Below are 23,332 nucleotides of genomic sequence, written 5' to 3' on the forward strand. Positions count from 1 at the left end.
CAGAGGGGCTTCTAGCCCCTCTTCTTCAACTCTTTAACCACGCCGACACTAAACCACAGAAGCATAACAGTAAGGACGTAGATTACTGCGTATAAAAGCATATAGAAAAACGTCAACAGAAAATCATTTTCAGAAAACAATCTAACCCACTTGCGTGTATTAGCTATGTCATGGTCTGAAAATATAGTCAAATAGGCTATCACCGCATAAAAAACATAGTACATAAGTAATGAAAAAATTAACGAACTTACTGCCACACCTTTCTTAATTAACATCAACCTATGAAAATAAAAAAAGAATATTATCGCTATTAAAGGAGCAGTTTTAACATATGTACCCATACTGGTACTCAGTGGGATATTTTGTGAGGATATGACATTTGGTAAATTGGGAATGGCGTCATTTAGCTCATTAAATAAAAGCGAGCAATAAGAAGAAAAGCTAATAATGAAGAGTATTAATAAAGGCACGACTGCAAATACAAGTACCTTTATCATTTCCTTACCGACTTTATTATGTAAATCCTTAATAGTACTTTCCATTTTTCTCACCATGAAAAGGTCATCTGTGGCTATCTCACATGACTCTAATAAATATTTTGCAATACTTCAATATTTATCATGTGGCAAAGAGGAGCATTATCTTTTAGGAAGAAAAAATGCTCCAACGGATTGTCTGCTATTTCTTTGAGGCGGCCAGTGCTTATATCTCCACCGTCAGCGCGGTAAGGACGTTTGTCGATGTTGCTCAGTAAATCGCTCATGCTCGCGCGCTCCCGATAATTTTATGGATCTGATAGCCCTGCCAGTTCTGGCGACACATGTCAGCGATACTGGGCTTCTGACGCACTACAGGCATCGGCTTAATGCGTGCTTCTCCGCCTGGCTGCATCACGTAGACCGGGTGGCGGCGCTGACCGATATTCTTCACGGCGCCAGCAGACACGAGATGCTCCACCAGACGACAGGCCTTTTTGCTGTAGCAGCCCAGCAGCCGGCGAACCTGGCGCGGGGCGATCTCGCCATCGTGCTGGATGGCGCGAATAATTGTCCAAAGATCGCCGTGAAGAGCGGGAGGCAAACCCAGCATAGGCGCAGCACGTAAGCCTTGCTGACATTTTTAATGACCATGTCACTACGACTGAAACGGCTTAGGAATAAGCTCAAAACATCGAAACACTTGCCGACTCTTTCCTTGACCGTATTGAAGCGGCTCAAGGTGCAGATAGTGCCAAAATGCTACGCGCCTACATCGAAACCGCGAAAGGTACGGTGAGCGTTCGGCGCAACCTGAACGCCCTGAGTATGTTCGGTCCGCCCAAAACAGAAGTGGGGTTCCGAACGTTAACCTTGCTAGAGCCAGCGCTCGATGCCCTGATAGCTCAGCGTGAACTGACTGCACTATTTCCCAAGACGGAGATCACCTATTATCACCGTGAATATGGGCTGACTGAAAAGCAGAGCGTGCATTTCGTTTTCATGCCCAGGATGAAGAACGGAGCCCAGAAGCCCTACTACTCTCTGAGCAGTATTGCCGCTCGCTGGAACTCTGCTGTAAAACGTGCTGGCATTCGTCGCCGCAATCCGTACCATACACGGCACACTTTCGCGTGCTGGTTATTATCGGCAGGCGCCAACCCGTCTTTTATTGCCAATCAGATGGGGCACGAAACTGCGCAGATGGTGTATGAAATCTATGCTAATGGATAGAAGAAATGAACAGCGAACAGGTGGCAATGCTGAATGCGAAGCTGGCGCTTAAAAAGCGTTTTGCCCCACTGGTGCCCCATTTGATATTTGAGTAAAGAATAAATGCAACATAATCAAGAAGTTACCAAGAAAGAACAATATAATCTCAACAAACTGCAAAAACGCCTGCGCCGTAACGTGGGTGAAGCCATTGCGGACTTCAATATGATTGAAGAAGGCGATCGCATCATGGTTTGCCTCTCCGGCGGCAAGGACAGCTACACCATGCTGGAGATCCTGCGCAATCTTCAGCAGAGCGCCCCGGTCAACTTTTCGCTGGTAGCGGTCAACCTCGACCAGAAACAGCCGGGCTTCCCTGAGCATATTCTTCCTGAATACCTGGAGAAGCTGGGCGTCGAATATAAGATCGTCGAAGAAAATACCTACGGCATCGTTAAAGAGAAAATTCCGGAAGGGAAAACCACCTGCTCTCTGTGCTCGCGCCTGCGCCGCGGGATTTTGTACCGCACCGCGACCGAGCTGGGCGCAACGAAAATTGCCCTCGGCCACCACCGTGACGACATCCTGCAAACGCTGTTCCTGAACATGTTCTACGGCGGCAAAATGAAGGGGATGCCGCCGAAGCTGATGAGCGATGACGGTAAACACATCGTTATCCGCCCTCTCGCCTACTGCCGCGAGAAGGACATCGAGCGCTTCTCCCAGGCGAAGGAATTCCCAATCATTCCATGCAACCTGTGCGGCTCGCAGCCTAACCTGCAGCGTCAGGTGATTGGCGACATGCTGCGCGACTGGGACAAACGCTATCCGGGCCGTATCGAAACCATGTTCAGCGCCATGCAGAACGTGGTGCCGTCCCATCTGGCGGACGTTGAGCTGTTTGACTTTAAAGGGATTCACCACGGTTCAGAAGTGGTCAACGGCGGCGATTTAGCCTTCGATCGTGAAGAGATCCCGATGCAGCCCGCGGGCTGGCAGCCGGAAGAAGATGACGCGCAGTTTGACGAGCTGCGCCTGAACGTTGTCGAAGTGAAATAAATACAGTTGCGTCCCGGCTCTCGTCGGGACGCCCTTCCCGCCGCTTACTTCAGCAGTCGTACCCGACAGGTTTTGCCCTTAATTTTGCCGTTCTGCAGCTGCTTCCAGGCCTTGTGCGCAACCGACTGGCGAACCGCCACGTAAACGTGCGCCGGATGCACCGCAATCTTGCCGATATCCGCCCCGTCCAGACCAATATCCCCGGTCAGCGCGCCCAGCACATCGCCGGGACGCATCTTGGCTTTTTTACCGCCATCAATGCATAGCGTCGCCATTTCAGCTTCCAGCGGCACGATGCCGACATTGCCCGGCGCGTTTACCCAGTTCAGCTTTAGCTGCAGCATTTCAGACAGAATGTTGGCGCGCTGCGCCTCTTCCGGCGCGCAGAAGCTGATCGCCAGACCGCTGTTCCCGGCGCGCGCGGTACGCCCGATACGGTGAACGTGAACTTCCGGATCCCACGCCAGCTCGAAGTTAACCACCAGCTCAAGGGATTTAATGTCCAGGCCGCGCGCCGCAACGTCGGTTGCCACCAGCACGCGCGCGCTGCCGTTTGCAAACCGCACCAGGGTTTGATCGCGGTCGCGCTGCTCCAGGTCACCGTGCAGCGACAGCGCGCTTTGCCCCGCCGCATTCAGGGCATCACAAACGGCCTGACAATCCTTTTTGGTATTACAGAACACTACGCAGGACGCGGGCTGGTGCTGGCTGAGCAGCTTTTGCAGCAGAGAAATCTTGCCGTGCTGTGAGGTTTCGAAGAACTGCTGTTCGATGGCGGGCAGCGCATCGACGGTATCAATTTCGATAGTTAAAGGGTTTTTCTGCACGCGACCGCTGATGGCGGCAATGGCTTCCGGCCAGGTGGCGGAGAACAGCAGCGTCTGGCGATCGGCAGGGGCAAAACGAATGACCTCGTCGATGGCATCGCTAAAGCCCATATCGAGCATACGATCCGCTTCATCCATTACCAGGGTTTGCAGCGCATCAAGGGACACGGTGCCCTTTTGCAGGTGGTCCAGCAAACGGCCCGGGGTTGCCACAATGATGTGCGGCGCATGTTGCAGAGAATCACGCTGCGCGCCGAACGGCTGGCCGCCGCACAGGGTCAGAATTTTGGTATTTGGCAGAAAACGCGCCAGACGGCGCAGTTCACCCGCAACCTGATCGGCCAGCTCGCGCGTCGGGCAGAGCACCAGAGACTGGGTCTGGAACAGGCCAGCATCGATATGTTGCAGCAGTCCCAGACCGAACGCGGCCGTTTTACCACTGCCCGTTTTTGCCTGCACGCGGACGTCGCGTCCTTCAAGAATGGCAGGCAGCGCGGCGGCTTGCACCGGGGTCATGGTGAGATAGCCCAGCTCGTTAAGGTTATCGAGTTGGGCGGCAGGCAAAACGTTCAGTGTTGAAAAAGCGGTCACAATGTCATCTCGTGGTCAAAAGGCTTACGGTCAGCAGGCGCGTATCCTCGCAGATCTCAGAGTTCGATGCGACAATTTAATGGGTTCTTCATCCGGCGGCGGATCGGGCATCGGCTGCGGACGCGGGATGGGGTCTGGCATCGGGACGGGATCGGTCGGAACGGGATCCGACTGTCGCCAGTGGAGCAACGATACGGTGAGCAGCATTTTCATCTTCCCTCCAGGTTAGCACGCTGTCCTTTTAGGGTAGACGCTGAGACTCTGCAGGCAAAAAAAAAGCCGACTATTAAGTCGGCGTCGTACGAATCAATTGTGCTATGCAGTAATTCAAAAAAGGAAGTAAGACAATATGGAGCGCAACGCCCATCGCTTGACGTTGCATTCACCTGCGGGAGTAATAGTGCACCTTACGGAGTATTTGTTTATTGACTTCGCTCAAATAAAATCGCGTTTTGAAGCCTCATAAGCAGCGAAAAAGTGAAAATTTACAGCCATTTACTACGATGCAACCACCATGTAACACCGCCAATCAAAACGACTAACATGATGCAAAACGCCGAAAAGCCGTACCGGTACGCGCCGCCGGGAATGCCGCCGAGGTTGACGCCAAACAGCCCGGTCAGGAAGGTGCTCGGCAGAAACACCATCGCCATCAGCGACATGGTGTAGGTTCTTCGCGCCAGCGATTCCTGCATCACCTGGGCAATTTCATCCGCCATCACCGCCGTTCGTGCGATGCAGGAGTCGATTTCATCCAGCCCGCGCCCCAGCCTGTCCGCAATGTCCTGCATGCGGCGGCGCTGGTCATCGTTCATCCAGCTCAGGCGTTCGCTGGCCAGCCGCGCGTAGACGTCGCGCTGGGGAGTCATGTAGCGGCGCATCACGATAAGCTGCTTGCGAAGCAGCGCCAGAAACCCGCGCGGTGGGATTTGCTGATCGAGCAGATTATCTTCGAGATCGATGATTTTATCGTGCAGCTCCTCGATAAACTCGCTGGCGTGATCGGTCAGGGCATCGCACACGTCCACCAGCCATCCGCCGCAGTCCGTCGGCCCGGTGCCCTCTTTTAAATCATTCACCACGTCGTCCAGCGCCAGCACCTTGCGCTGGCGGGTGGAGACAATCAGCCTCTCGTCCATATAAAGACGCATCGCGACCAGCTGATCGGGGCGTTCGTCGGTGCTGCCGTTAATGCAGCGCAGCGTGATCAGCGTCCCCTCGCCCAGCCGGCTGACGCGCGGGCGCAGGCTTTCTCCCGCCAGCGCGTCGCGCACGCTGTTTGGCAAAAGCGGGGTCGACGACAGCCACTGCGCGCTGTCCGGGTGCGTGTAGTTCAGGTGCAGCCAGCACGGGTGCTCGTTGTTAATTTCATCACCGTTCTCCAGCGGCTTTGCGCCGCCGCGACCGTCGAGCAGCCACGCAAAAACCGCGTCAGGAACGTTAACCTCAGATCCTTTAATGCTTTCCACAGCACCTCCACCTTTTATCTCTTTCGTTGTCAGTCTAGCTTTCGCCTAAGGTTAAGCAATAAATATGTACGCCATCGCGCTGAATTAGCTCAGGAATTGCGCATTATCCGTCAGGTTTAGCTAGACAGGTAACGGCAAAACGTTAGAGTTAATGAAATGCTGCTGTTTTGATCTAAATGTACTCCGGAGTGAGCTGGTGACCCCAAAAAAGAGCTGTGCCGCATTCGATTCACGCCTGGCTGAGATGCGTTCGATTGCGATTAAAACCAGCATGAACTGGTTCCTGTGGGTGAACATCCTGTTCTCGCTGTTCATCCTGGGACGACGCTACTTCTCCACGTCCGTTGTCTTAACTCCGCCGCTGCATCCGCAGGGATGGCTGGAGGCCATGCAGGTCGTTGTGCTGATGCTCTCCGCGGGGGTGCTCTTTATTCTGCGCATGGCGCCGATACAAAATGCGAAATGGCTCAGGGCGCTGGCGAGAAGCGTGGTGATCGGTCTGAGCCTGTGCTGGGCGGTCTGTTTTTACGTGCTCATCACCAGCGAAGATATCCGCATTATCTTCCCCTTTGCCGCCCTGCTTCTCTTTACGGCGCTGATTTCACTCTATTTTGATGCCAGAGTGCTGCTGAGCTTTATCGCGCCCATATGGCTTACCATCCTGGTGACCAGCCTTTTTCATCCCACAAACCTTACGGTAATGAACGCGCTGCTGTGGATGCTGCTGGCGGGGCTGATTGAGTCGGGCCGCCGCATTCTTAACAGCTGGTTCATGCTTGCGCTGCGCCGGGAGCAGGAGAATATCGACCTGATTCAACAGCTGGGGCAGCTGGCGAGTAAAGACCCTTTGACGGGCATCGCGAACCGACGCGCCTTTGAGTCGCAAATGGACCGGGAAATTGCCAGCCACCAGCGCGACGGCACCGCCTTTGGGCTCATCATGCTCGACGTCGACCACTTCAAGCTCTACAACGATTATTACGGCCACCAGAGCGGCGACCGCTGTCTGACGATGATTGCCCGCACGCTGGAAAGCGCCACCCGGCAAAACGGCGGCGTTGTCGGGCGTTTCGGCGGAGAGGAGTTTGTCGTGCTGCTGCCGGATGCCGATCTGGCTACGTTAGAAAGCACCGCGCAGGCGATAGCCCGCGAGCTGCAAACGCAGGCGCTCGCCCACGCGCGCTCGCCGGTGAGCCCCTACGTGACGGTCAGCCAGGGATTAGCCACCTGGGCATCAGGGCAAACGGCGCAGTCGGTCATTGCCCGCGCCGACAAAGCGCTCTACGCGGCGAAACAGCAGGGACGAAACCGCTGGGTGCTGGCATAAAAAAAGCCTGGCGAACCAGGCTCTATTTTTGCATTTAGAGGGAGTGCTCGGGATGTCGGGGGTAGGCAAGCGTGCGGCTGCGCTGCCCGGCGTTGGCGCTTTGCTGGAAGCCCTCTTCGAGGCGGAAGTTGCGCGTTCTGGCCTGCAGCTCAATCACCTGGTTGCGCAGCACGTCCGATGAGCCGTTCAGCTCCTCCGCCATCGCGACGTTGCTTTGGGTTACGCGCTCCAGCTCGGAGAGCGCCAGCGTAATCTGCGATATCCCTTTTTCCTGCTCCGACGTTGACGATGAGATATCGTCCATCAGCCTGCTGACCTGCCCCGATCCGCTGACGATCTCGTGCATGTTTTTCTCTGCTTCCGCCACCACGTTCGCGCCCTGCGTCACGTTGGTGCTGGTGACGTCAATCAGTGACTTGATGCTTTTCGCGGCCTCGGCGCTGCGGTGCGCCAGGTTCCTGACCTCACCCGCCACCACGGAAAAGCCCTTACCGTGATCCCCTGCGCGCGCCGCTTCCACGGCGGCGTTCAGGGCCAGAATATTGGTCTGGAAAGCAATGCCGTCAATGAGCGTGATGATTTCCGTCATCTGCTGCGCGCATTCGGTAATAGATTGCATGTTATTGGCAACCTGCCCCATCAGCTCGCCCCCCTTGCGGGCCTGCAGCGTCGCGACGTTCGCCTGCTCGCTGGCCAGGCGCGTGTTATCCGCATTGTTGCGGGTGCTGGCCGCCATTTGCTCCATGCTCGCCGCCGTTTGCACCAGCGAGGCGGACTGCTGTTCGGTCTTCACCGACAGCTGGGCGCTGCGGGCAGAGAGCTGCTCTGACAGCGACATCGCCGTTTCCGACGAGGCGCGAATCTCCCGCACCAGCGTCGCGATGTTGCTCGATAGGCTGTTGATCCCCGGGATAAGGCGTCCGGCGCAGTTATTCCCAAACTCCGGAATGGAGACGGCAAGATTGCCCGACGTCACTTCTTCAATGCTTTTTTTCACGGTGTTGATCGGCGTCACAAGATATTTTGTCATGTACGCCCACAGCAAAAATAAGGCAATGAAATTAATAACGGTGACGGCAATTAAGAGCGATGTGTTTTTTGCCAGTACAGCTACCAGTACATCTATCAATAAAAATTCGCTTACCAGAAAATAGAGAATAAAGGTTCGGACACTAATATTTCTTAGCATGATTTTTTCCATAGCTGGATATTTTTGTCGGCATTTATGTTTATAGCACTGGCGCCCCCCTTTTTCACCTCAATCCACGCGGGTTTAACGTTTCGCCTTTTGATTTGCGCGGTTTGACTTAAGTAACAATAAAAAGCTGAATTACGGAAAATGTTATGCGCATCATTCCGCTCCGCTGGTTTTCACGACACGTAAGCGATAGCATCTTCTTATGTGAATGAATAGTTTTACGCTGTTATTTAAGATTCATTGCTGTCACAGAGCACCATTGTTTAGCCACGCTTAATTAGTCCATGAGAGAATATATTCTTTCAACGTTTAAGCCAGCAAAATAATTAAACTGAGTAGATATTCTTCACGATAAATAACTAATATTGTTTGACAGAGCATTCTTTTCGCTCACATCAAACCAGCAGGCGAACTCTGTAACCCTCTTTGTCGCAGGATTGCATAATGCTCAATGTATCGTGGGACCCCGTATTAATTGCTATCTCTTTCCTGGTGGCGTTTATCGCGTCGTTCGTGGCGCTGGACAGCGCGGGCAAGATCCCCTTGTCCACGCGCAAAGCGGCGATGTTCTGGCGCATCACCGGCGGGATGACGCTGGGGATTGGGATATGGGCGATGCACTTTATCGGAATGCTGTCGATGCAAATGCCGATAATCATGAGCTATGCGCTGGGGCTGACCCTCGCCTCGCTCGCCGTCGCCGTTCTGGCCTCTACGCTCGCCATCAATATCGCCGTTCCCAGGAACACGCTTTCCCCGTTTCGCCTGATCCTCGCCACCGCCATCCTCAGCGCCGGCGTGGTTTCCATGCACTACGTTGGCATGGCGGCGCTGATGATTGACGGCGGAATTAGCTGGGATCGCCGCATCGTGTTGCTGTCGGTCGTGATTGCGGTCGTCGCCTCCGGCGTGGCCCTGTGGCTCGCTTTCCACCTGCGTGAAAACCGCAAAGGCATCTTCATCAACCGCATCGCGGCCGCGCTGGTGATGGGCACGGCGATTTGCGCCATGCACTACACCGGGATGAGCGCCGCCCATTTTCACGACATGGCGCACAGTACGCGGGGCGGGATCGGCGAGCTGGGGCTGTCGATTTGGGTGTCCGTCACCACCCTGTGCCTGCTGGGTCTGATGCTGATCATTTCGCTGGTGGACTCCCACTGGCGCACCGCCAGGCTGACGGAAAACCTGCGCCAGCTTAACCGCCAGCTGGAGCTTCAGGCGCGCTTCGACGCCCTTACCGGGCTGGCAAACCGGCACCAGATGGACGTCCGCTTGCAGGATTGCCTGCACAGCGCCCTGCTGAATAAAAAGCAGTTTGCGGTGATTTTCCTCGACGTCGACCACTTTCGCCGCGTGAACGACACCTGGGGACACCACGTGGGCGATGAGCTGCTGATTGGCGTGGCGCAGCGTATTACCGCCCGCCTGACGCGCGACATGACCCTGGCCAGGCTCGGCGGCGACGCCTTTATTCTGCTGGTGCCGGACGCCGACGATGAGAAAATTAACCTTCTGATTACCATCCTGCTCGACGACGTTCGCCGTCCGCTGTCCATCAGCGGCCACGCGCTCACCGTCACCCTGAGCGCGGGGGTGAGCCTCTATCCGCAGCACGGCGAGACCCTGCACGAGCTCAAGCTGAAGGCGGATGCGGCGATGCATCACGTGAAGAAAGAGGGTCGCAACGGCTGGGCGCTCTACCGCCCGGATATGTCCACGACGGTTCCCGCCGTGCCGGGCTTCTTGCAGGAACTCTCCCTGGCGCTGGATCGCGGCCAGTTTGAGCTCTGGTATCAGCCCACCTACTTTGCCGGGCAAAACACCATCCACGGGTTTGAAGCGCTGATCCGCTGGCGCCACCCGGAACAGGGCGTGCTGCTGCCGAATCTGTTTTTACCTTCACTTGAGCAAACCGGGCTGATTATCCCCGTGGGCAACTGGGCGATAGAGGCCGCCTGCCGCCAGCTGCACTTCTGGACGGAACAGGGCTTTAGCCAGTGGACGCTGTCCTTTAATTTGTCCCCGGTTCAGTTCGAGCAGCAGGATATATTCCAGGTGGTGTCGTCTACACTGCAAAAATATAACCTGTCGCCCTCGCGTTTGATTCTGGAGGTAACGGAAAGCACGGCGCTTAAAAATCTCGACCGCAGCATTGAGCTGCTAAGCGCCTTTAACCTGGCCGGTATTACGGTGTCGATTGACGACTTTGGTACGGGCTATTCCAACCTGCTGATGCTCAGCGTGCTGCCTGCGAAAGAACTCAAAATAGATAAAAGCTTCGTCAGCTCAATGCTGGAAAATGAGAAAAGCCGAAAGCTGGTGGAAACCATTATTAATATTGCCCGCACGATGGAGATGAACGTCGTGGCGGAAGGCATTGAAACGGAAGAACAGCAAACGGTGCTGGCCGCGCTGGGCTGTGATTATTTGCAGGGCTTTTTGTTCTCTCGCCCATTACCGGCAGAACAGGTGCCCTGGCTGCTGTTACAAAAAAACTCCGACAAACAAATTATACCAATCGGTAAAAATCAAACGGAGCCCGCATTTATTTCACAAAAAAATCATGCCTGACCTAATGAAGTAGAGTATGTTTCAAAGGAGCCCACGCGAGCCATTTCCGTCGTGATCGTCAGGCATTTTGTGCCGATGAACAGGATTATCCTATGTCGCAATTTTGCTTCGATGCGCTGAATTTAGTGAAAACACCCGTATGGCTGATTTCACCTGTCTCGGAACAAATACTCTTCGCGAATACCGCCGCCAGAGAGGCGATGCGGAATAAAACCGTTAATGACATGCGTAAGGGCACTTATTCTGCCAGCGCGCAGACCGTGCTCTCAATGTACGTTCCCGACCTTAAAACCTGTCAGGAAATTATCGAAATCTGGACGGTGTGGCGCAACGATCTCGAAACGACGATGAGCTGCCGCCTGACGCTCGCCCACCTTGAACCGCATGGCGACGTTATCGTGTTTGAGGGGATTGCCCAGCAAACGCCCTCCGGCCTTAAAGCCAGCCGCTCCGCCACCTATCAGCCCAAAAAACAGGGGTTCTACGCCCGCTTTTTCCTGACCAACAGCGCCCCCATGCTGCTGATCGACCCCGCCCGGGACGGAAAAATCGTCGATGCAAACCTGGCCGCGCTGAACTTCTACGGCTATAACCACGACGACATGTGCCGCAAACACACCTGGGAGATCAACACCCTCGGGCGCGACGTGCTGCCGGTGATGGCCGAGATCGCCTCTCTGCCCGGCGGACATAAGCCGCTTAACTTTGTGCATCGCCTTGCGGACGGCTCAACCCGCCACGTCCAGACCTATGCCGGACCGATTGAGATTTATGGCGACAAGCTGATGCTGTGCATTATTCACGACATTACCGAGCAGAAGCGGCTGGAGCAGGAGCTGGAACATGCCGCCCTGCGCGATTCCATGACCGGCCTGCTCAACCGCCGCCAGTTCTATTACATTACCGAACAGACCAACCCGCCCCATCTGACCGCGCAGCAGCAGTTCAGCCTGCTGCTGGTGGATACCGACCACTTCAAGAACATTAACGACGTGTTTGGTCATCTCAAAGGCGACGAGGTGCTGATATCCCTTTCCCGAACGCTGGAGGCCTGCAGCCGCAAGGACGATTATGTGTTTCGCTGGGGCGGCGAGGAGTTTGTGATTTTGCTGCCCCGCACGCCGCTGGACGCGGCCATGGAGATTGCCGAAACCATTCGCGCCGCCGTGGCGCGCATCACGATCCCCGGCCTGCCGCGCTTTACGGTAAGCATCGGCGTGGCCCGGCACAATCAGGGCGAGAGTCTCGACGATCTGTTTAAGCGGGTGGATGACGCGCTTTATCGCGCCAAAAATAACGGACGCAATAAGGTGCTCGCAGCATGACGCTGGTGAATTAATTAAAGCCTCGCTACAATGCCCACCTCGGAAAAACGGACGTCAGGTGGGTGTATCCAGCAATGGGAAAGACTGAATTAATACTCATCTTAATTATTTCAAGCCTTATCATTTTTGGCCTGTGGTTTATTTTCAGCGGAGAGATCTGGTATTTCGTCGCCTATCTTGAAAACAGCCTTTATCCGTCAATTGAAGCCCCGTGACGCACGTTTAATCCCTTGTTTCACCTACCGAATTTGTCAGGTACACCCCCGCATCGCAGTTGCGTAAAATAGCCGTCGTTAGCCTCCGTGATGGCGGATAACGAATCAATAAATCATTTGCTTATTTCGCCCGTTCTCTGACGGGCTTTTTTTATTGCGCTTTACGCGAGAAAAAGAGCGTGACGGTTCCGACGGTGAAGCCGAATTTTTTCATTTCGGTTTTATTGAACAGATAATTCCCGTCCTGCAGGTACATCCAGTCGTCAAAATGCAGTAGCCAGGTTTTTCCGCTGGCTTTTACATTCATGCTGTACTGCCAGTTGAAGGCGTTACCCGCCGCCCTGCCCGTTGCGACGCCCTCGATGTCGCCCGCGGTGCCTTCATACCTTCCATCCTTCAGGCGACGGATATGCCACACCCGCTGCTGCTTCTCGCCGTCGTCATAGGCAAAGCGTTCGCTGAGGGTTAACGTCTCCCCGACCACATCTCCGGTGATATCCACGTGGAAGCGGCGGATCTGCCTCCCGCTGCGATCCTGTACCATTCCCCAGGCCTGAGTTTGCCCCTGAAAATAGTGGAAGATATCAAGCCGCGGCTGCTGCTGGCGGTAGTCGGCAATCTCTGCGCTACAGCCCGCCAGCTGCACGAGCACCAGCAGGATCAGCGCCAGTAATGCTTTCATTTTCAACCTCCGGTAAGCGATTCAGACCCGCTCTGCCGTGAGCTGCACAACGCTGATGGTACGGGCGTTAAACCCGGCCTCGCAGTAGCCGAAGTAGTACAGCCACATCCGGCGAAAGCGGTCGTCAAAGCCCAGCTTTTCAATATCCTGCCAGGCGTGGATAAAGCGCTGCCGCCAGTGCGCCAGCGTGCGGGCGTAGTCTGGCCCCATGTCAAACAGGTTGCGCACGACAAAATCGGTATGCCGGGTCATGAGTTCATTCATCACCGTGATGCTCGGCAGAAAGCCGCCGGGGAAGATATAGCGCTGAATAAAGTCCACGCTTTTGCTGTAGTCGCGATAGCGTTGATCCTGAATGGTAATAGCCTGAATCACCATTTTGCCCCCCGGACGCAGGCGCGCCTGGCAGGTGCGGAAGAACGCAGGAAGGTAGCGCTCCCCGACCGCTTCTATCATCTCAACGGAGACCAGCTTGTCGAACTCGCCGCGCAGATCCCGGTAGTCGCACAGCAGCACCTCGACCTTATCCTCCAGCCCAGCCCTGGCAATCCGCGCTTTGGCCCACTGGAACTGCTCCTGCGACAGCGTGGTGGTGGTGACGCGACAGCCGTAGTGCCGTGCGGCGTATTCCGCCATCGCCCCCCAGCCCGTGCCGATCTCCAGCAGACGATCCCCGGGGCCGAGCGCCAGCTGCTCGCACAGGCGCGCCATTTTGGCCTGCTGGGCCTGGGTTAGCGGCTGATCCGGGTCGGCGAACAGCGCGCTGGAATAGAGCAGCTCGTCGTCGAGGAAATGCGCGTAAAATTCATTGCCCAGATCGTAGTGCGCGGCAATGTTTTCCCGCGCCTGCCGACGATGGTTGCGCCGCGTCCAGTGCCGCAACCGCTCGGCGGGTTTCCCCAGCAGGCGGAAGCCTTTTTCCAGGCTGCTGCGGGTTTTGCGGTTGAGCGCAAAAATCTGCAGCAGCGCCGTCAGGTGCTGGGTTTCCCACTCGCCGTCCATCCAGGCCTCCGCCGCCGCAAGGCTGCCGCCCGTCAGCACGCGCCAGTAAACTCTGGGCGAAAGAATATGCACGTCGGCACGCAGCGCGGCTGACGCGTCACCAAAATGAAAGGTCTGCGCGCCTTCCCGCAGCGTCAGCGAGCCGCTGTGCATACCGCTCAGAAAGCGAAAAAGCAGCCAGCGCGCGATACGGAGGTTGCGCGGCAGATCGGGTTCAAGCGCAAAGGCGGGATCGGTCATGATCCTTTACTCCTGCTAGCGGGATGAGAATAGAGAGGCACGCGTCTGAGCCACAGCCTGAGCGCCTGCCAGTAAATCGCGAGTACGGTTTTGAGCGTCATAAACGGGATGCGAACCAGCAGCGCGCGCAGGTTTTTCCGCGTCAGCGGCGCGCGCCTGAGCGTCAGTGTGGCATCAAACACCTTCGCGTCCTGATGATTTTCGATGTGCATGTGAAGCCTTTCGCCCGGGTTATTGAACCGCCAGTGATAGACCATATCCATCGGGTTAAACGGCGAAACGTGAAACGCTTTCTCCACCGGCAGCATTTCCACGGCGTCCACGGCATAGTAGTGGCGCTCGTTCCAGGGGGTATTGCGCACTTCAGCCAGCACCCAGCGCAGGCTGTCCGTGCCGTCGTAGCAGTAGTAGAAATTGACCGGATTAAAGTGAAAGCCAAAGTAGCGCAGCTGGGTCAGCAGCATCACGCGGCCATCCAGGGTTTCACCGGTCAGGCGGGTCAAGGCGTTGAGCACCTGCGCCTTGAGCGGCGTGCCCAGCGGGTAATCCGCATCGTAAAAAGACGCCGCCGCGATGCCGTTTCGGCGAATGCCTGCGTCCCGGAGCTGGTGCAGCTTGTCCAGGTCGAGCCAGGCCATAAATACGCTGTAGCTGAACTGGTGCGCTCTGGGCTGGAAGCGGCGATGGCGCAACACGCCCCGGTAAAGGCAGCTGTTCATCTTAGCGTACCTCCGCCGCGGCAATGCCGTGTACCACATCCAGCGCGCTGCGCACCCCGTCCTCGTGAAAGCCGTTGTACCAGTAGGCGCCGCAGAACCAGCTGCGGTTCTGCCCGCTGATCTCCCCGCGACGCGCCTGCGCCCGCCAGCTTTCAGGGTTAAACAGCGGATGTTCATAGACAAAGCGCTGCCAGACGTGGCGTTCATCCACCGGGCTGTCGGGGTTAAGCGTCACGCAGAACAGCGGGCTGTGGTCAGGCAATCCCTGAAGAATGTTCATATTGTACGTGACGCAGGCGCTGGCCCTGTCGTGCTCGCTCAGACGATAGTTCCAGCTCGCCCAGGCGCGCTCGCGCACCGGCAGCCAGCGGCGATCGCCGTGGAGCACGACCTCGTTACGCTGCCAGCCGATTCCGCCCAGCACCTCGCGCTCCGCGGGCGTGGCATCGTGCAGCATCTCCAGCGCCTGGCGGGAATGGCAGGCAAAAATCACCTGGTCAAAAGTGTGCACGGATGATGACAGCTGAACGTCCACCCCGCCATCCCGGCGCGTCACCCGCTGCACGGGGGCGTTAAGGTGCAGCGCAAGCCGGTCGCCGAGCCGGGCCAGCATGGCGCGGATATACTCCCGGGAGCCGCCCGGAACCACATACCACTGCGGGCGATGGCGGATATCCAGCAGGCCGTGATGTTCAAAGAAGCGCAGAAACAGCGGGAGCGGAAAGCGGCGCATTTCGTCCAGCGAGGATGACCAGATCGCCGCGCCCATCGGCAGAATGTAGTGCCGGGCAAAAAACGGGCTGAAACTGTGCTCGTTGAGAAAGGTTTGCAGGGTGGCGTCCGGGGAGACATCCCTGATCGCCCGTTTCGCCAGGCGGTTAAACCGGACGATCTCCTTCAGCAATGTCCAGAACGACGGGCTGAACAGGTTTCTTCGCTGGGCAAACAGCGTGCTGAGGGTGTGGCCGTTGTACTCAAGCCCGCTTTGCGGATTGTGTACCGAAAAGCTCATCTGCGTTTTTTGACCGTGGATGCCCAGCTCGTTCAGGAGCCCGATAAAGCGCGGATAGGTTCGATCGTTGTAAACGATAAAACCGGTATCGATGGCGAAATCCCCCTGCGGCGTGGCGATATCCACCGTGGCGGTATGGCCGCCCGGCGTAGCGCCCGCTTCAAAAAGCGTCACCTGATGATGTCCGGCAAGCCGCCAGGCGCAGGTCAGCCCGGCGATGCCGCCGCCAATAATCGCGATCTTCATGAGCGCACCATCCTGCGCAGCAGCACGCGCTGCAGGCTTTCGGGCAGCGCGGCGAGTAGTCGAAGCGTCATCCCGAAGCCCGTCGGGAACATGATATGGTTTTTGCCTTTTGCAAGACCGCGGCGAATCGCCTTCACCGCGCTGTCGACGCTCACCCGGCCGGGCATGGCAAAGTCGTTTTTCCGGGTTAGGGGCGTATCCACGAATCCCGGTGAAACCACGGTGACGGCAATCCCTTTCGGCTCCCAGTCCAGGCGCAGACTTTGCGCAAACCAGGTCAGCGCGGTCTTCGAGGCGCCGTAGGCCTCTGCCCGGGGAAAATGCAGCCAGTGCGCCATCGAACTCACCAGCACGACGCGGCTGCCGGAGGCTAATTGCCCCTGCAGCGCGGCAAGGCAGTTAACCGGGCCCATAAAGTTGGTGGTCATGACCCGCTCCACGCGCTCCGCGTCCACCACGCCGCGCTCCAGATACTCGCAGGTTCCGGCGCAGAGGATCGCCAGGTCGGGGCTGCACGCCCCCAGCGCCTCACGGCAGGCGTCGCGGTCGGTCATGTCGAAGGCTTTTGTGGTGATATTGGGGCTTTCACGGCCCAGCGCGTCCAGCCGCTGCGCGTCGCGACCGCAGGCAATGACCCTGTGCCCGTCAGCCGCCCAGGACTTCGCCAGCCCGGCGCCAATGCCGGAGCTGGCCCCGGTGATCAGAACCGTCATCATGCGCGCACCCTCCCCTTAACCCTGCGCACCGCCCAGCCCAGCAGGGGCAGATGCTCGTAAAGCATCTCTCCGGCGTCGTAGTAATCGCGCTGGCGGACTATTCTGTCGCGGTGGATGTCGAGCACGGAGCAGCCCGGCAGAATGCAGGTTTCGCCCCGGGCAATGCGGGGATGCGACCAGTGCATAGTCCACTCCACGGCAAAACGGGGGGCATCTTCCAGCATGGGCTCAATGGTAAAACGGCAGCTTTCGACGTTTGCCAGCAGGTGCGTGAAATAGCGCTCAATAGAGGGCAGGCCCCGATGCTCGCCGAAGGGGTCGATAAGCGTGGCGTTCACGTCATAGATCCCCTCAAGCGCCGATACTGGCCGGGCATCCAGCGCAGCATAGTAATCAACAAACCGGTCGATAACGGAGGATGGTGTGCTCATGGCTCCAACCCTGTAACTGGAAAACATCGTGTAGTGGTATTATTAAAACTTACACAAACACTCTTGATTGTCCAAGTTACAGAGTGAAAATATCGTTAAACCGCTGTCTGGGAATGGATTTATTTTTCTCTGAGAGCCCCTTAAATGTTCAGAATGCGATGTCGTCACTCACCGGGAGGCTGCTGCAGCACCTCCCGGCTCCATTCATAAAACGCGCGTACCGAGGGCGGAAGGTAGCGGCTTTGCGGGTAGACCAGCGAAAGCGGCAAATCGAAAGCGTCGTCCTGCATGCAGTGAATCAGCGCCCCGCTCTTCAGCCAGGGCGCCGCCAGATAGCTGGCAACGCGGATCAGGCCAAGCCCAGCGATCCCCGCCTGGATGTAGGCGTCCGTATCATCGACAATCAGCGTATCGTTCATGCGGACGGCACAATCGCCGCCGTCATCCGTGAAAAACCACTCGGTGGTGCGTCCGGTGCGGTGGTTCAGGTAGCCGACCGCGTGATGCGCCGCCAGATCGTCACGCGTTTCCGGCCTGCCGTGGCGGGCAACGTACTCCGGCGACGCCAGAATCACCCATGTGAACGTCGCCAGCGGGCGCGCCACCAGCGTGGTTGAGTCCTCGATCCTGCCGGTGCGGATCGCGCAGTCGTACCCTTCCTGAATCATGTCCTCCACGCTGTCGCTGGAGCAGATCGTCAGCCTGATTTCGGGATAGCGGTGCAAAAATGCCGGAAGCCGGGGAAGAATGCAGTGTCGGGCGAGAGACTGCGGCATCCCGACCTTAAGGCGGCCTCCTGGCCGTGCGGATTTGCCGGGAAACGCGGACTCCATCGACGCAATATCGGCCAGGATCGTTTTGCAATCGTCGTAATAGCGCTGGCCGTCTGCGGTCACGCTGAGCCTGCGGGTGGTGCGCTGCAAGAGCTGAATACCCAGGTACGCCTCCAGCTCCTTAACGACCCTTGATACCGTTGAGCGCGGCAGCCCCAGCACTTCTGCCGCCCTGGCAAAGCTGTTGGTATCGACCACGCACACGTAGACCTGCATTGATTCCAGCTTGTCCATCTTCCCCCCGCGCCGATTATCCCATTTATACGAACAGTCTAACCTGTCCTCACCCTCTTATCGAAGCAGGATTGCCGCCATAAACTTTCCCTGTATGCCGAAACACGCGGCTCACTGATAAGAGGTAGTGTCATGAGAAAACAAAATTCGAACGGCGGGGAAAACGTATTGGTGCTGGGTGCGGGACAGCTTGGCGCAGCCGTGCTGGAATTCCTGGTCCCAGCGGTCACGAAACGCCACGGCCGCGTTTCGGTTATCGTGTCGCCCGGTTCCCGGGATGAACAGGGCAAGCTGGTATCGGATACGCATCAAAAGCTGGCGAACGCCGGAGCGGAGTTTATCGCCGTCGATGTCGCCGCCAGCACGCCCGAGGCGCTAAAAACCCACTTTGCCGATGTGGATACGGTGATCAACTGCATGGGGTTTGTCGCGGGAGCGGGCACGCAGATCAAAATCACCCGCGCGGTGCTGGAGGCTGGCGTGAGCCGCTACTTCCCCTGGCAGTTCGGCGTGAACTACGATGTGGTAGGTAAAGGGAGCGGCCAGCCCGTCTGGGACGAGCAGTATGACGTCCGGACGCTGCTGCGGGGGCAGAGCGCGACGGAGTGGGTGATTGTTTCAACGGGCATGTTTACCAGCTTTCTCTTCGAGCCGGCCTTTGACGTGGTGAATTTAGCCAACAAAACCGTCAACGCGCTCGGAGGTTGGGATACGCAGGTCACCGTCACCTCTCCTGCGGACATTGGTCGGCTGACCACCGACATCTATTTGCACCAGCCGCGCATCGTTAACGACGTGATATTTATCGCAGGGGAAACCACCTCGTACCGAAAACTGGCGGAAACCGTTGAGCGGGTGACAAAGCAAGCCTTCACCAGGAACGTTTTGACCCTGTCCGCGTTGCAGGACGCACTGCGTCACAACCCGGACGATCCGATGCTGAGCTACCGCGCCGCCTTCGCCCGGGGCGAGGGCGTATGGTGGCCGATGCACGACACCTGGAACGCGCAGAATAATTTGCCGACCCAGGACATCGCGGCCTGGCTAAAGACCGCTCTATAACCCTGCTCCCTCACCGCAGCCGGGCAATCCGCATTACGTGCGGATAGCCCGGCTTTATATTCAGCGCGGGAGTCACCCGACGGTGAGTTCGTCCACCACCTCCGCGACGCTTTTCACGCTGCGAATGTTTCCGATGCCCGTGCCGAGGGAGATATAGCCTTCATCGGTATTGCCTTCCAGCATCCCCAGACGCAGGCCGCGCAGCCCGCCCATTTTTTCAGCCAGCGCCTCATCGGTCGCGCCCGCTTTGTCCATCGTCGCCAGCGCGTTTGCCAGCCTGCCCGGCAGCGAGCGGTAATAGTGGGGAACGGTACGGAACAGCAGCAGATCCAGCCCGTTTGCGTCGACGATTTTATCTTTCACCGACTGCGGGACGCGGCTTTCTTCGGTGCCGATAAACACCGAGCCGGCAAAGACCCCTTCCGCGCCGAGGGCGTGAGCGGCTTTAGCGGTACGGCCATCGGTAATGCCGCCGGCCGCCATGACGGGAACATTCACCACCGAGTCGGCAATCAGCGGCACAATCGAGAAGGTGCCCAGCACGGTACCCGGCAGGGTGCCTCCCTCGTCAAACCCGGTGGCCACGATAATGTCTGCTCCGGCCTGCTCCGCCTGGCGGGTGTTCTCAGGGTTCGGGTTGATGTCCCGGTAAATGATGGCAATCCCCGCCGCCTTTAATTCGTCGAACAGGGCGGGAATGACCGTGCCTTCCCCGTAGCCGGTGTAGACCACGGCCCTGACGCCCTCTTCTTTAATCACCTGCAAAATGGGTGGCGTCCAGACGTCGTTTTCCGCTGCGGGGATCAGGTTCACGCCAAAGGGTTTTTCGGTCAGCCTTTTAGTTTTGCGGATCTCCTCGCGCATTTTTTCTGCCGTCTCTTCAGGGGTGGAAACGGCGGTCTCCGCGGTTAATCCCGCGTTGGGGCCCAGCACGCCCAGCCCGCCAGCGTTACTGACGGCGGCGACCAGGCGGGCATCGGTCAGCCAGGATAGCGGCCCCTGAATGACGGGTTTTTCGATGCCGAGAATTTGGCAGATACGGTTTTTTTTCATGGAAAGTGTCCTTCACTGTGGCCTGAGCCAGCCTGATGTTTAGCGTTATCGAAACGGTGTAACGGGTGAAGGCCAGTGTAGGGAGGAATATTATTCAGAAAAATAGCCAATATCTTTCATCACTGTTATAAAATCAGTAACAATAAGGCGCAGCGCTGGCTTCTCGTCTCTCCCTGTTTTCAACCACCAAACGGCCTCTATGCAAATAAACCTCTTCGAATCCATCCGCATTTTTATCGAAATCGTTGAATCAGGCAGCTTTACGCAGGCGGCGGAGAATTTGCGCATTCATCGCCCCGCCGTGACCCGGGCATTGCAGCTGCTGGAACAGCACAGCGGCACGCGCCTGCTGCAGCGAACAACGCGGCGTATCGACCTGACGCCCGACGGTGAGGCGTTTTATCGTCGCAGCAAGCCTTTGCTGGCGCAGGCGGATGAATTACTGGAGTCTTTCAGCAGCGAACGCGCGATGCGCGGCCAGCTGCGCGTCGATATGCCCATCGCCCTTGCCGCGCTGGTGGTCATTCCCCGGCTGCCCGAGTTTTACCGTATGTACCCTGAGATCGACATTATCCTGAGCAGCTCGGATCGCCGTCGGGATATGCTGCGGGACGGGCTGGACTGCATTCTGCGCCTGGGGGAACTGGACGACGGTGAGTACGTTGCACACCGGATGGGCACGATCAAAATGACGACCTGCGCCAGCCGGGAGTACATCGCCCGGCACGGTATGCCGGAAACGCTGGAGGATTTGAAAAACCACCAGGCCATTAACTGGGTGAACAGCAGAAGCAGCAAAATTATGCCCTGGACCTTTTCGACGCCTGAAGGGGCGGTAGAAATGACGCTGCCCGGCAAGCTTGTCGTGGATAACTCCGAGGCGTATGTCTCCGCGTGCCTTGCCGGACTGGGATTGCTTCAGGGAATGAACGTGTTTATCAAGCCCCATCTTGAAAGCGGCCAGCTCGTGGAGGTCTTGCCCCACAACCCCTGCCCCGACCGCAAGCTGTCGCTGCTTTATCCCCACCGGCATCTGTCACGCAGGGTGCGTATATTTACCGAATGGCTGGAGGGGTTGTTGCAGGCGTAATGGTTTTAAGAAATCAGAATGCGGTTAGGTGCCAGCGCGGGGAAGGGTTGCCTGAGGCTGTCAGGCAACCGACGCCTGTTAGTGCTTCACAATATACATCGTGCGGCTGTACGCCACGTCTTCCGGGTTATTAATCGGATACCCCTTCACCCACGGTTTAATCAGGCGTCCGTTGGTGTACTGATAAATCGGCGCGATAGGCGCTTTCTCCGTGAGGATCTTCTCGGCCTTGTTGTAATCGTCATTACGCGCTTTCGCGGTGGTTTCCAGCGAGGCCTGATTGAGGATCTTGTCGTAGGCCGGGTCGCTAAAGCGGGAGATGTTGCCGCTGTGCGTCGAGGTCAGCAGCGACAGGAAGGTTGATGGCTCATTGTAGTCGCCAACCCAGGAGGCGCGGATCACGTCGAAGTTCCCGGTGTTACGGCTGTCGATGTAGGTCTTCCACTCCTGGTTTTGCAGCTTGACGTCAACGCCCAGGTTTTTCTTCCACATAGACGCCACGGCAATGGCGATCTTCTGATGGTTTTCAGAGGTGTTGTACAGAAGGTTCAGCTTAAGCGGGCGCTGCGGGCCATAGCCTGCCGCCTGAAGCAGCATCTTGGCCTGCGCGTTCAGCTCCTGCTGGGACATTTGCTCGAACAGCGACGGCTCCGGCGTGAAGCCTGCCGTCACGTCAGGCGTAAAGTGCCAGGCCGGTTTTTCGCCGGTGCCTAACACTTTTTCCGCCATGATGCGGCGGTCAATGGTCATGCTCAGCGCCAGACGCACGCGGGCATCGGCGGTCGGGCCTTTCTGGGTGTTAAACGCATAGTAATAGGTGCCGAGCTGCGGCGGGGTGTAAACCTGCCCCGGGATATCTTTCAGCAGCTTCTGGTACATATTTTTCGGGAAGGATTCGGTGATATCGATATCGCCCGCCAGATAGCGCTTGGTCGCGGAGGACTCCTGGTTGATCGGCACGAAGGTGACTTTTTTCAGCACCGTGTTGGCGTTATCCCAGTAGTTCACGTTCGGTTCGACGACCAGCTTTTCGTTCACCACGCGGTCTTTCAGGACATACGCCCCGTTGCCCACCAACGCCCCCTGACGCGTCCACTCTTTGCCGCTTTCAACGTTGGCCTTTTGTACCGGATAAAACGCAAAGCTGGCGGTCAGGTTGGCAAACCACGGCAGCGGTTTATCCAGCTGCACGCGCAGCGTTTTGGCATCAACGGCGGTAACGCCCAGCGTATCCGGGCTGGCTTTGCCGTCAATAATGGCCTGAGCATTGTTGATGCCTGCCAGCGCCGCAAACCAGGCAAATGGCGAGGTGGTTTTTGGATCGACCAGACGCTGCCAGCTGTAGACAAAATCCTGCGCGGTGACGGGCGTACCGTCTGACCACTTCGCGTTATCGCGCAGGGTAAAGGTCCAGATGCGGTTGTCATTGCTCTGCCAGCGCGTCGCGACGCCCGGGGTCAGCTCGCCCTTTTCATTCTGATTGACCAGCCCTTCGAACAGATCGCGAATCACCTGGATTTCAGGCAGCCCTACGGCTTTTGCCGGATCGAGCGAGGCGGGCTCGTCTTTAATATGGCGAACGAGTTCCTGCTTTTGCGCCAGAACCGTCCCTTTTGGGATATCAGCAGCATGAGAGAGTGAAGAAAGTCCGCACAGCCAGAGCGCAGAACAGAGCAGCGAAACAGGATGCTTCATGAGATCCCCTTTAAGATGTCAGGTAACAGACAGATGCGTAATTA

The 23,332-nt window shown here is 57.1% G+C and carries 23 protein-coding genes and 1 pseudogene; 8 read left to right on the forward strand and 16 right to left on the reverse strand.

Annotated elements, in window-relative coordinates; all coding sequences use genetic code 11:
• Positions 1–11: 11 nt before the first annotated feature.
• Genes cui through AB6V08_RS06810 form a run of 3 tightly spaced genes read right to left on the reverse strand, consistent with a single transcriptional unit; the run spans position 12 to position 1,089 of the window.
• The gene (gene cui / locus AB6V08_RS06800; protein ID WP_368541975.1) at positions 12–542 is read right to left on the reverse strand and encodes a colicin immunity protein Cui; all 531 of its coding nucleotides are present in this window, start codon (positions 540–542) and stop codon (positions 12–14) included.
• A 44-nt stretch (positions 543–586) separates the two neighbouring features.
• Entirely contained in the window at positions 587–763 is a 177-nt protein-coding gene (locus AB6V08_RS06805; protein ID WP_368541976.1) for a hypothetical protein, read from the reverse strand.
• A complete protein-coding gene (locus AB6V08_RS06810) occupies positions 760–1,089 on the reverse strand; it encodes a hypothetical protein (protein WP_368541977.1) in 330 nt (109 codons plus the stop codon). The genes AB6V08_RS06805 and AB6V08_RS06810 overlap by 4 nt, the downstream gene beginning before the upstream one ends.
• A gap of 173 nt (positions 1,090–1,262) precedes the next feature.
• Here AB6V08_RS06810 and AB6V08_RS06815 point away from each other — a divergent pair.
• Together AB6V08_RS06815 and ttcA are read left to right on the forward strand one after the other, a co-directional pair.
• Positions 1,263–1,804, forward strand: a pseudogene (locus AB6V08_RS06815) (tyrosine-type recombinase/integrase); the annotation flags it as partial.
• A gap of 7 nt (positions 1,805–1,811) precedes the next feature.
• Positions 1,812–2,747: a tRNA 2-thiocytidine(32) synthetase TtcA gene (ttcA, locus tag AB6V08_RS06820; RefSeq protein ID WP_368541978.1), complete on the forward strand. Its 936-nt coding sequence runs from the start codon at positions 1,812–1,814 to the stop codon at positions 2,745–2,747.
• Between the two features lie 44 nt (positions 2,748–2,791).
• On the opposite strand, the gene dbpA is transcribed toward ttcA, so the two are convergent.
• The 3 genes from dbpA to zntB all read right to left on the reverse strand — a co-directional run bounded on the left by dbpA (position 2,792) and on the right by zntB (position 5,634).
• Complete coding sequence (gene dbpA, locus AB6V08_RS06825) at positions 2,792–4,165, reverse strand: ATP-dependent RNA helicase DbpA (RefSeq protein ID WP_368541979.1); 1,374 nt, start codon at positions 4,163–4,165, stop codon at positions 2,792–2,794.
• 30 nt (positions 4,166–4,195) lie between these two features.
• Positions 4,196–4,372 carry a proline-rich small protein YnaL gene (gene ynaL / locus AB6V08_RS06830; protein WP_368542120.1) on the reverse strand — a complete coding sequence of 59 codons (177 nt, stop codon included), beginning with the start codon at positions 4,370–4,372 and terminating at the stop codon, positions 4,196–4,198.
• 278 nt (positions 4,373–4,650) lie between these two features.
• A complete protein-coding gene (gene zntB / locus AB6V08_RS06835) occupies positions 4,651–5,634 on the reverse strand; it encodes a zinc transporter ZntB (RefSeq protein WP_368541980.1) in 984 nt (327 codons plus the stop codon).
• A 196-nt stretch (positions 5,635–5,830) separates the two neighbouring features.
• On the opposite strand from zntB, the gene AB6V08_RS06840 reads away from it, so the two are divergent.
• Positions 5,831–6,961: a GGDEF domain-containing protein gene (locus AB6V08_RS06840; RefSeq protein ID WP_368541981.1), complete on the forward strand. Its 1,131-nt coding sequence runs from the start codon at positions 5,831–5,833 to the stop codon at positions 6,959–6,961.
• Positions 6,962–6,995: 34 nt separating this feature from the next.
• On the opposite strand, the gene AB6V08_RS06845 is transcribed toward AB6V08_RS06840, so the two are convergent.
• Positions 6,996–8,150 (reverse strand): methyl-accepting chemotaxis protein, encoded by a 1,155-nt coding sequence (locus AB6V08_RS06845; protein WP_368541982.1) that lies wholly within the window; start codon positions 8,148–8,150, stop codon positions 6,996–6,998.
• Positions 8,151–8,603: 453 nt separating this feature from the next.
• On the opposite strand from AB6V08_RS06845, the gene AB6V08_RS06850 reads away from it, so the two are divergent.
• From AB6V08_RS06850 to AB6V08_RS06860, 3 genes are all read left to right on the forward strand, one after another.
• Positions 8,604–10,733, forward strand: a complete 2,130-nt coding sequence (locus AB6V08_RS06850; protein WP_368541983.1) for a putative bifunctional diguanylate cyclase/phosphodiesterase — start codon at positions 8,604–8,606, stop codon at positions 10,731–10,733.
• A gap of 92 nt (positions 10,734–10,825) precedes the next feature.
• Positions 10,826–12,058, forward strand: coding sequence for a GGDEF domain-containing protein (locus tag AB6V08_RS06855; protein ID WP_368541984.1), 1,233 nt, complete (start codon positions 10,826–10,828; stop codon positions 12,056–12,058).
• A 74-nt stretch (positions 12,059–12,132) separates the two neighbouring features.
• A complete protein-coding gene (locus AB6V08_RS06860; protein ID WP_368541985.1) occupies positions 12,133–12,273 on the forward strand; it encodes an Ecr family regulatory small membrane protein in 141 nt (46 codons plus the stop codon).
• A 151-nt stretch (positions 12,274–12,424) separates the two neighbouring features.
• Here AB6V08_RS06860 and AB6V08_RS06865 read toward each other — a convergent pair whose 3' ends face one another.
• The 7 genes from AB6V08_RS06865 to AB6V08_RS06895 form a co-directional block, all read right to left on the reverse strand.
• Positions 12,425–12,955 carry a DUF3833 domain-containing protein gene (locus tag AB6V08_RS06865; protein ID WP_368541986.1) on the reverse strand — a complete coding sequence of 177 codons (531 nt, stop codon included), beginning with the start codon at positions 12,953–12,955 and terminating at the stop codon, positions 12,425–12,427.
• A gap of 21 nt (positions 12,956–12,976) precedes the next feature.
• Positions 12,977–14,197: a class I SAM-dependent methyltransferase gene (locus tag AB6V08_RS06870; protein ID WP_368541987.1), complete on the reverse strand. Its 1,221-nt coding sequence runs from the start codon at positions 14,195–14,197 to the stop codon at positions 12,977–12,979.
• A complete protein-coding gene (locus tag AB6V08_RS06875) occupies positions 14,194–14,916 on the reverse strand; it encodes a DUF1365 domain-containing protein (protein WP_368541988.1) in 723 nt (240 codons plus the stop codon). Before AB6V08_RS06875 ends, AB6V08_RS06870 begins: the two co-directional genes overlap by 4 nt.
• A 1-nt stretch (position 14,917) precedes the next feature.
• Entirely contained in the window at positions 14,918–16,174 is a 1,257-nt protein-coding gene (locus AB6V08_RS06880) for an NAD(P)/FAD-dependent oxidoreductase (RefSeq protein WP_368541989.1), read from the reverse strand.
• Positions 16,171–16,890: an SDR family NAD(P)-dependent oxidoreductase gene (locus AB6V08_RS06885; protein WP_368541990.1), complete on the reverse strand. Its 720-nt coding sequence runs from the start codon at positions 16,888–16,890 to the stop codon at positions 16,171–16,173. Before AB6V08_RS06885 ends, AB6V08_RS06880 begins: the two co-directional genes overlap by 4 nt.
• Entirely contained in the window at positions 16,887–17,321 is a 435-nt protein-coding gene (locus AB6V08_RS06890; RefSeq protein WP_368541991.1) for a nuclear transport factor 2 family protein, read from the reverse strand. The genes AB6V08_RS06885 and AB6V08_RS06890 overlap by 4 nt, the downstream gene beginning before the upstream one ends.
• A gap of 164 nt (positions 17,322–17,485) precedes the next feature.
• Positions 17,486–18,388 (reverse strand): LysR family transcriptional regulator, encoded by a 903-nt coding sequence (locus AB6V08_RS06895; RefSeq protein WP_368541992.1) that lies wholly within the window; start codon positions 18,386–18,388, stop codon positions 17,486–17,488.
• Positions 18,389–18,520: 132 nt separating this feature from the next.
• Between AB6V08_RS06895 and AB6V08_RS06900 the strand changes: the two genes are divergently transcribed.
• The gene (locus AB6V08_RS06900; RefSeq protein WP_368541993.1) at positions 18,521–19,450 is read left to right on the forward strand and encodes an aromatic alcohol reductase; all 930 of its coding nucleotides are present in this window, start codon (positions 18,521–18,523) and stop codon (positions 19,448–19,450) included.
• 72 nt (positions 19,451–19,522) lie between these two features.
• Here the strand turns inward: AB6V08_RS06900 and AB6V08_RS06905 are convergent, their stop codons facing one another.
• Positions 19,523–20,503, reverse strand: coding sequence for an NAD(P)H-dependent flavin oxidoreductase (locus AB6V08_RS06905; RefSeq protein ID WP_368541994.1), 981 nt, complete (start codon positions 20,501–20,503; stop codon positions 19,523–19,525).
• 199 nt (positions 20,504–20,702) lie between these two features.
• Between AB6V08_RS06905 and AB6V08_RS06910 the strand changes: the two genes are divergently transcribed.
• Complete coding sequence (locus tag AB6V08_RS06910) at positions 20,703–21,593, forward strand: LysR family transcriptional regulator (RefSeq protein WP_368541995.1); 891 nt, start codon at positions 20,703–20,705, stop codon at positions 21,591–21,593.
• A gap of 78 nt (positions 21,594–21,671) precedes the next feature.
• Here the strand turns inward: AB6V08_RS06910 and AB6V08_RS06915 are convergent, their stop codons facing one another.
• Positions 21,672–23,288 (reverse strand): peptide ABC transporter substrate-binding protein, encoded by a 1,617-nt coding sequence (locus tag AB6V08_RS06915; RefSeq protein ID WP_368541996.1) that lies wholly within the window; start codon positions 23,286–23,288, stop codon positions 21,672–21,674.
• Positions 23,289–23,332 lie beyond the last annotated feature (44 nt).

Origin of the sequence: Enterobacter soli, from assembly GCF_964208575.1 — a bacterium.
GTDB classification, from domain to species: Bacteria; Pseudomonadota; Gammaproteobacteria; order Enterobacterales; family Enterobacteriaceae; genus Enterobacter; species Enterobacter soli_A.

Bases quoted from the DNA above. Each gene is read 5' to 3' on its own strand.
- cui (WP_368541975.1), bottom strand. From the start codon at position 542: ATGGAAAGTACTATTAAGGATTTACATAATAAAGTCGGTAAGGAAATG.
- AB6V08_RS06805 (WP_368541976.1), bottom strand. From the start codon at position 763: ATGAGCGATTTACTGAGCAACATCGACAAACGTCCTTACCGCGCTGAC.
- AB6V08_RS06810 (WP_368541977.1), bottom strand. From the start codon at position 1,089: ATGCTGGGTTTGCCTCCCGCTCTTCACGGCGATCTTTGGACAATTATT.
- ttcA (WP_368541978.1), top strand. From the start codon at position 1,812: ATGCAACATAATCAAGAAGTTACCAAGAAAGAACAATATAATCTCAAC.
- ynaL (WP_368542120.1), bottom strand. From the start codon at position 4,372: ATGCTGCTCACCGTATCGTTGCTCCACTGGCGACAGTCGGATCCCGTT.
- AB6V08_RS06845 (WP_368541982.1), bottom strand. From the start codon at position 8,150: ATGCTAAGAAATATTAGTGTCCGAACCTTTATTCTCTATTTTCTGGTA.
- AB6V08_RS06850 (WP_368541983.1), top strand. From the start codon at position 8,604: ATGCTCAATGTATCGTGGGACCCCGTATTAATTGCTATCTCTTTCCTG.
- AB6V08_RS06855 (WP_368541984.1), top strand. From the start codon at position 10,826: ATGTCGCAATTTTGCTTCGATGCGCTGAATTTAGTGAAAACACCCGTA.
- AB6V08_RS06860 (WP_368541985.1), top strand. From the start codon at position 12,133: ATGGGAAAGACTGAATTAATACTCATCTTAATTATTTCAAGCCTTATC.
- AB6V08_RS06865 (WP_368541986.1), bottom strand. From the start codon at position 12,955: ATGAAAGCATTACTGGCGCTGATCCTGCTGGTGCTCGTGCAGCTGGCG.
- AB6V08_RS06870 (WP_368541987.1), bottom strand. From the start codon at position 14,197: ATGACCGATCCCGCCTTTGCGCTTGAACCCGATCTGCCGCGCAACCTC.
- AB6V08_RS06875 (WP_368541988.1), bottom strand. From the start codon at position 14,916: ATGAACAGCTGCCTTTACCGGGGCGTGTTGCGCCATCGCCGCTTCCAG.
- AB6V08_RS06880 (WP_368541989.1), bottom strand. From the start codon at position 16,174: ATGAAGATCGCGATTATTGGCGGCGGCATCGCCGGGCTGACCTGCGCC.
- AB6V08_RS06885 (WP_368541990.1), bottom strand. From the start codon at position 16,890: ATGATGACGGTTCTGATCACCGGGGCCAGCTCCGGCATTGGCGCCGGG.
- AB6V08_RS06890 (WP_368541991.1), bottom strand. From the start codon at position 17,321: ATGAGCACACCATCCTCCGTTATCGACCGGTTTGTTGATTACTATGCT.
- AB6V08_RS06895 (WP_368541992.1), bottom strand. From the start codon at position 18,388: ATGGACAAGCTGGAATCAATGCAGGTCTACGTGTGCGTGGTCGATACC.
- AB6V08_RS06900 (WP_368541993.1), top strand. From the start codon at position 18,521: ATGAGAAAACAAAATTCGAACGGCGGGGAAAACGTATTGGTGCTGGGT.
- AB6V08_RS06905 (WP_368541994.1), bottom strand. From the start codon at position 20,503: ATGAAAAAAAACCGTATCTGCCAAATTCTCGGCATCGAAAAACCCGTC.
- AB6V08_RS06910 (WP_368541995.1), top strand. From the start codon at position 20,703: ATGCAAATAAACCTCTTCGAATCCATCCGCATTTTTATCGAAATCGTT.
- AB6V08_RS06915 (WP_368541996.1), bottom strand. From the start codon at position 23,288: ATGAAGCATCCTGTTTCGCTGCTCTGTTCTGCGCTCTGGCTGTGCGGA.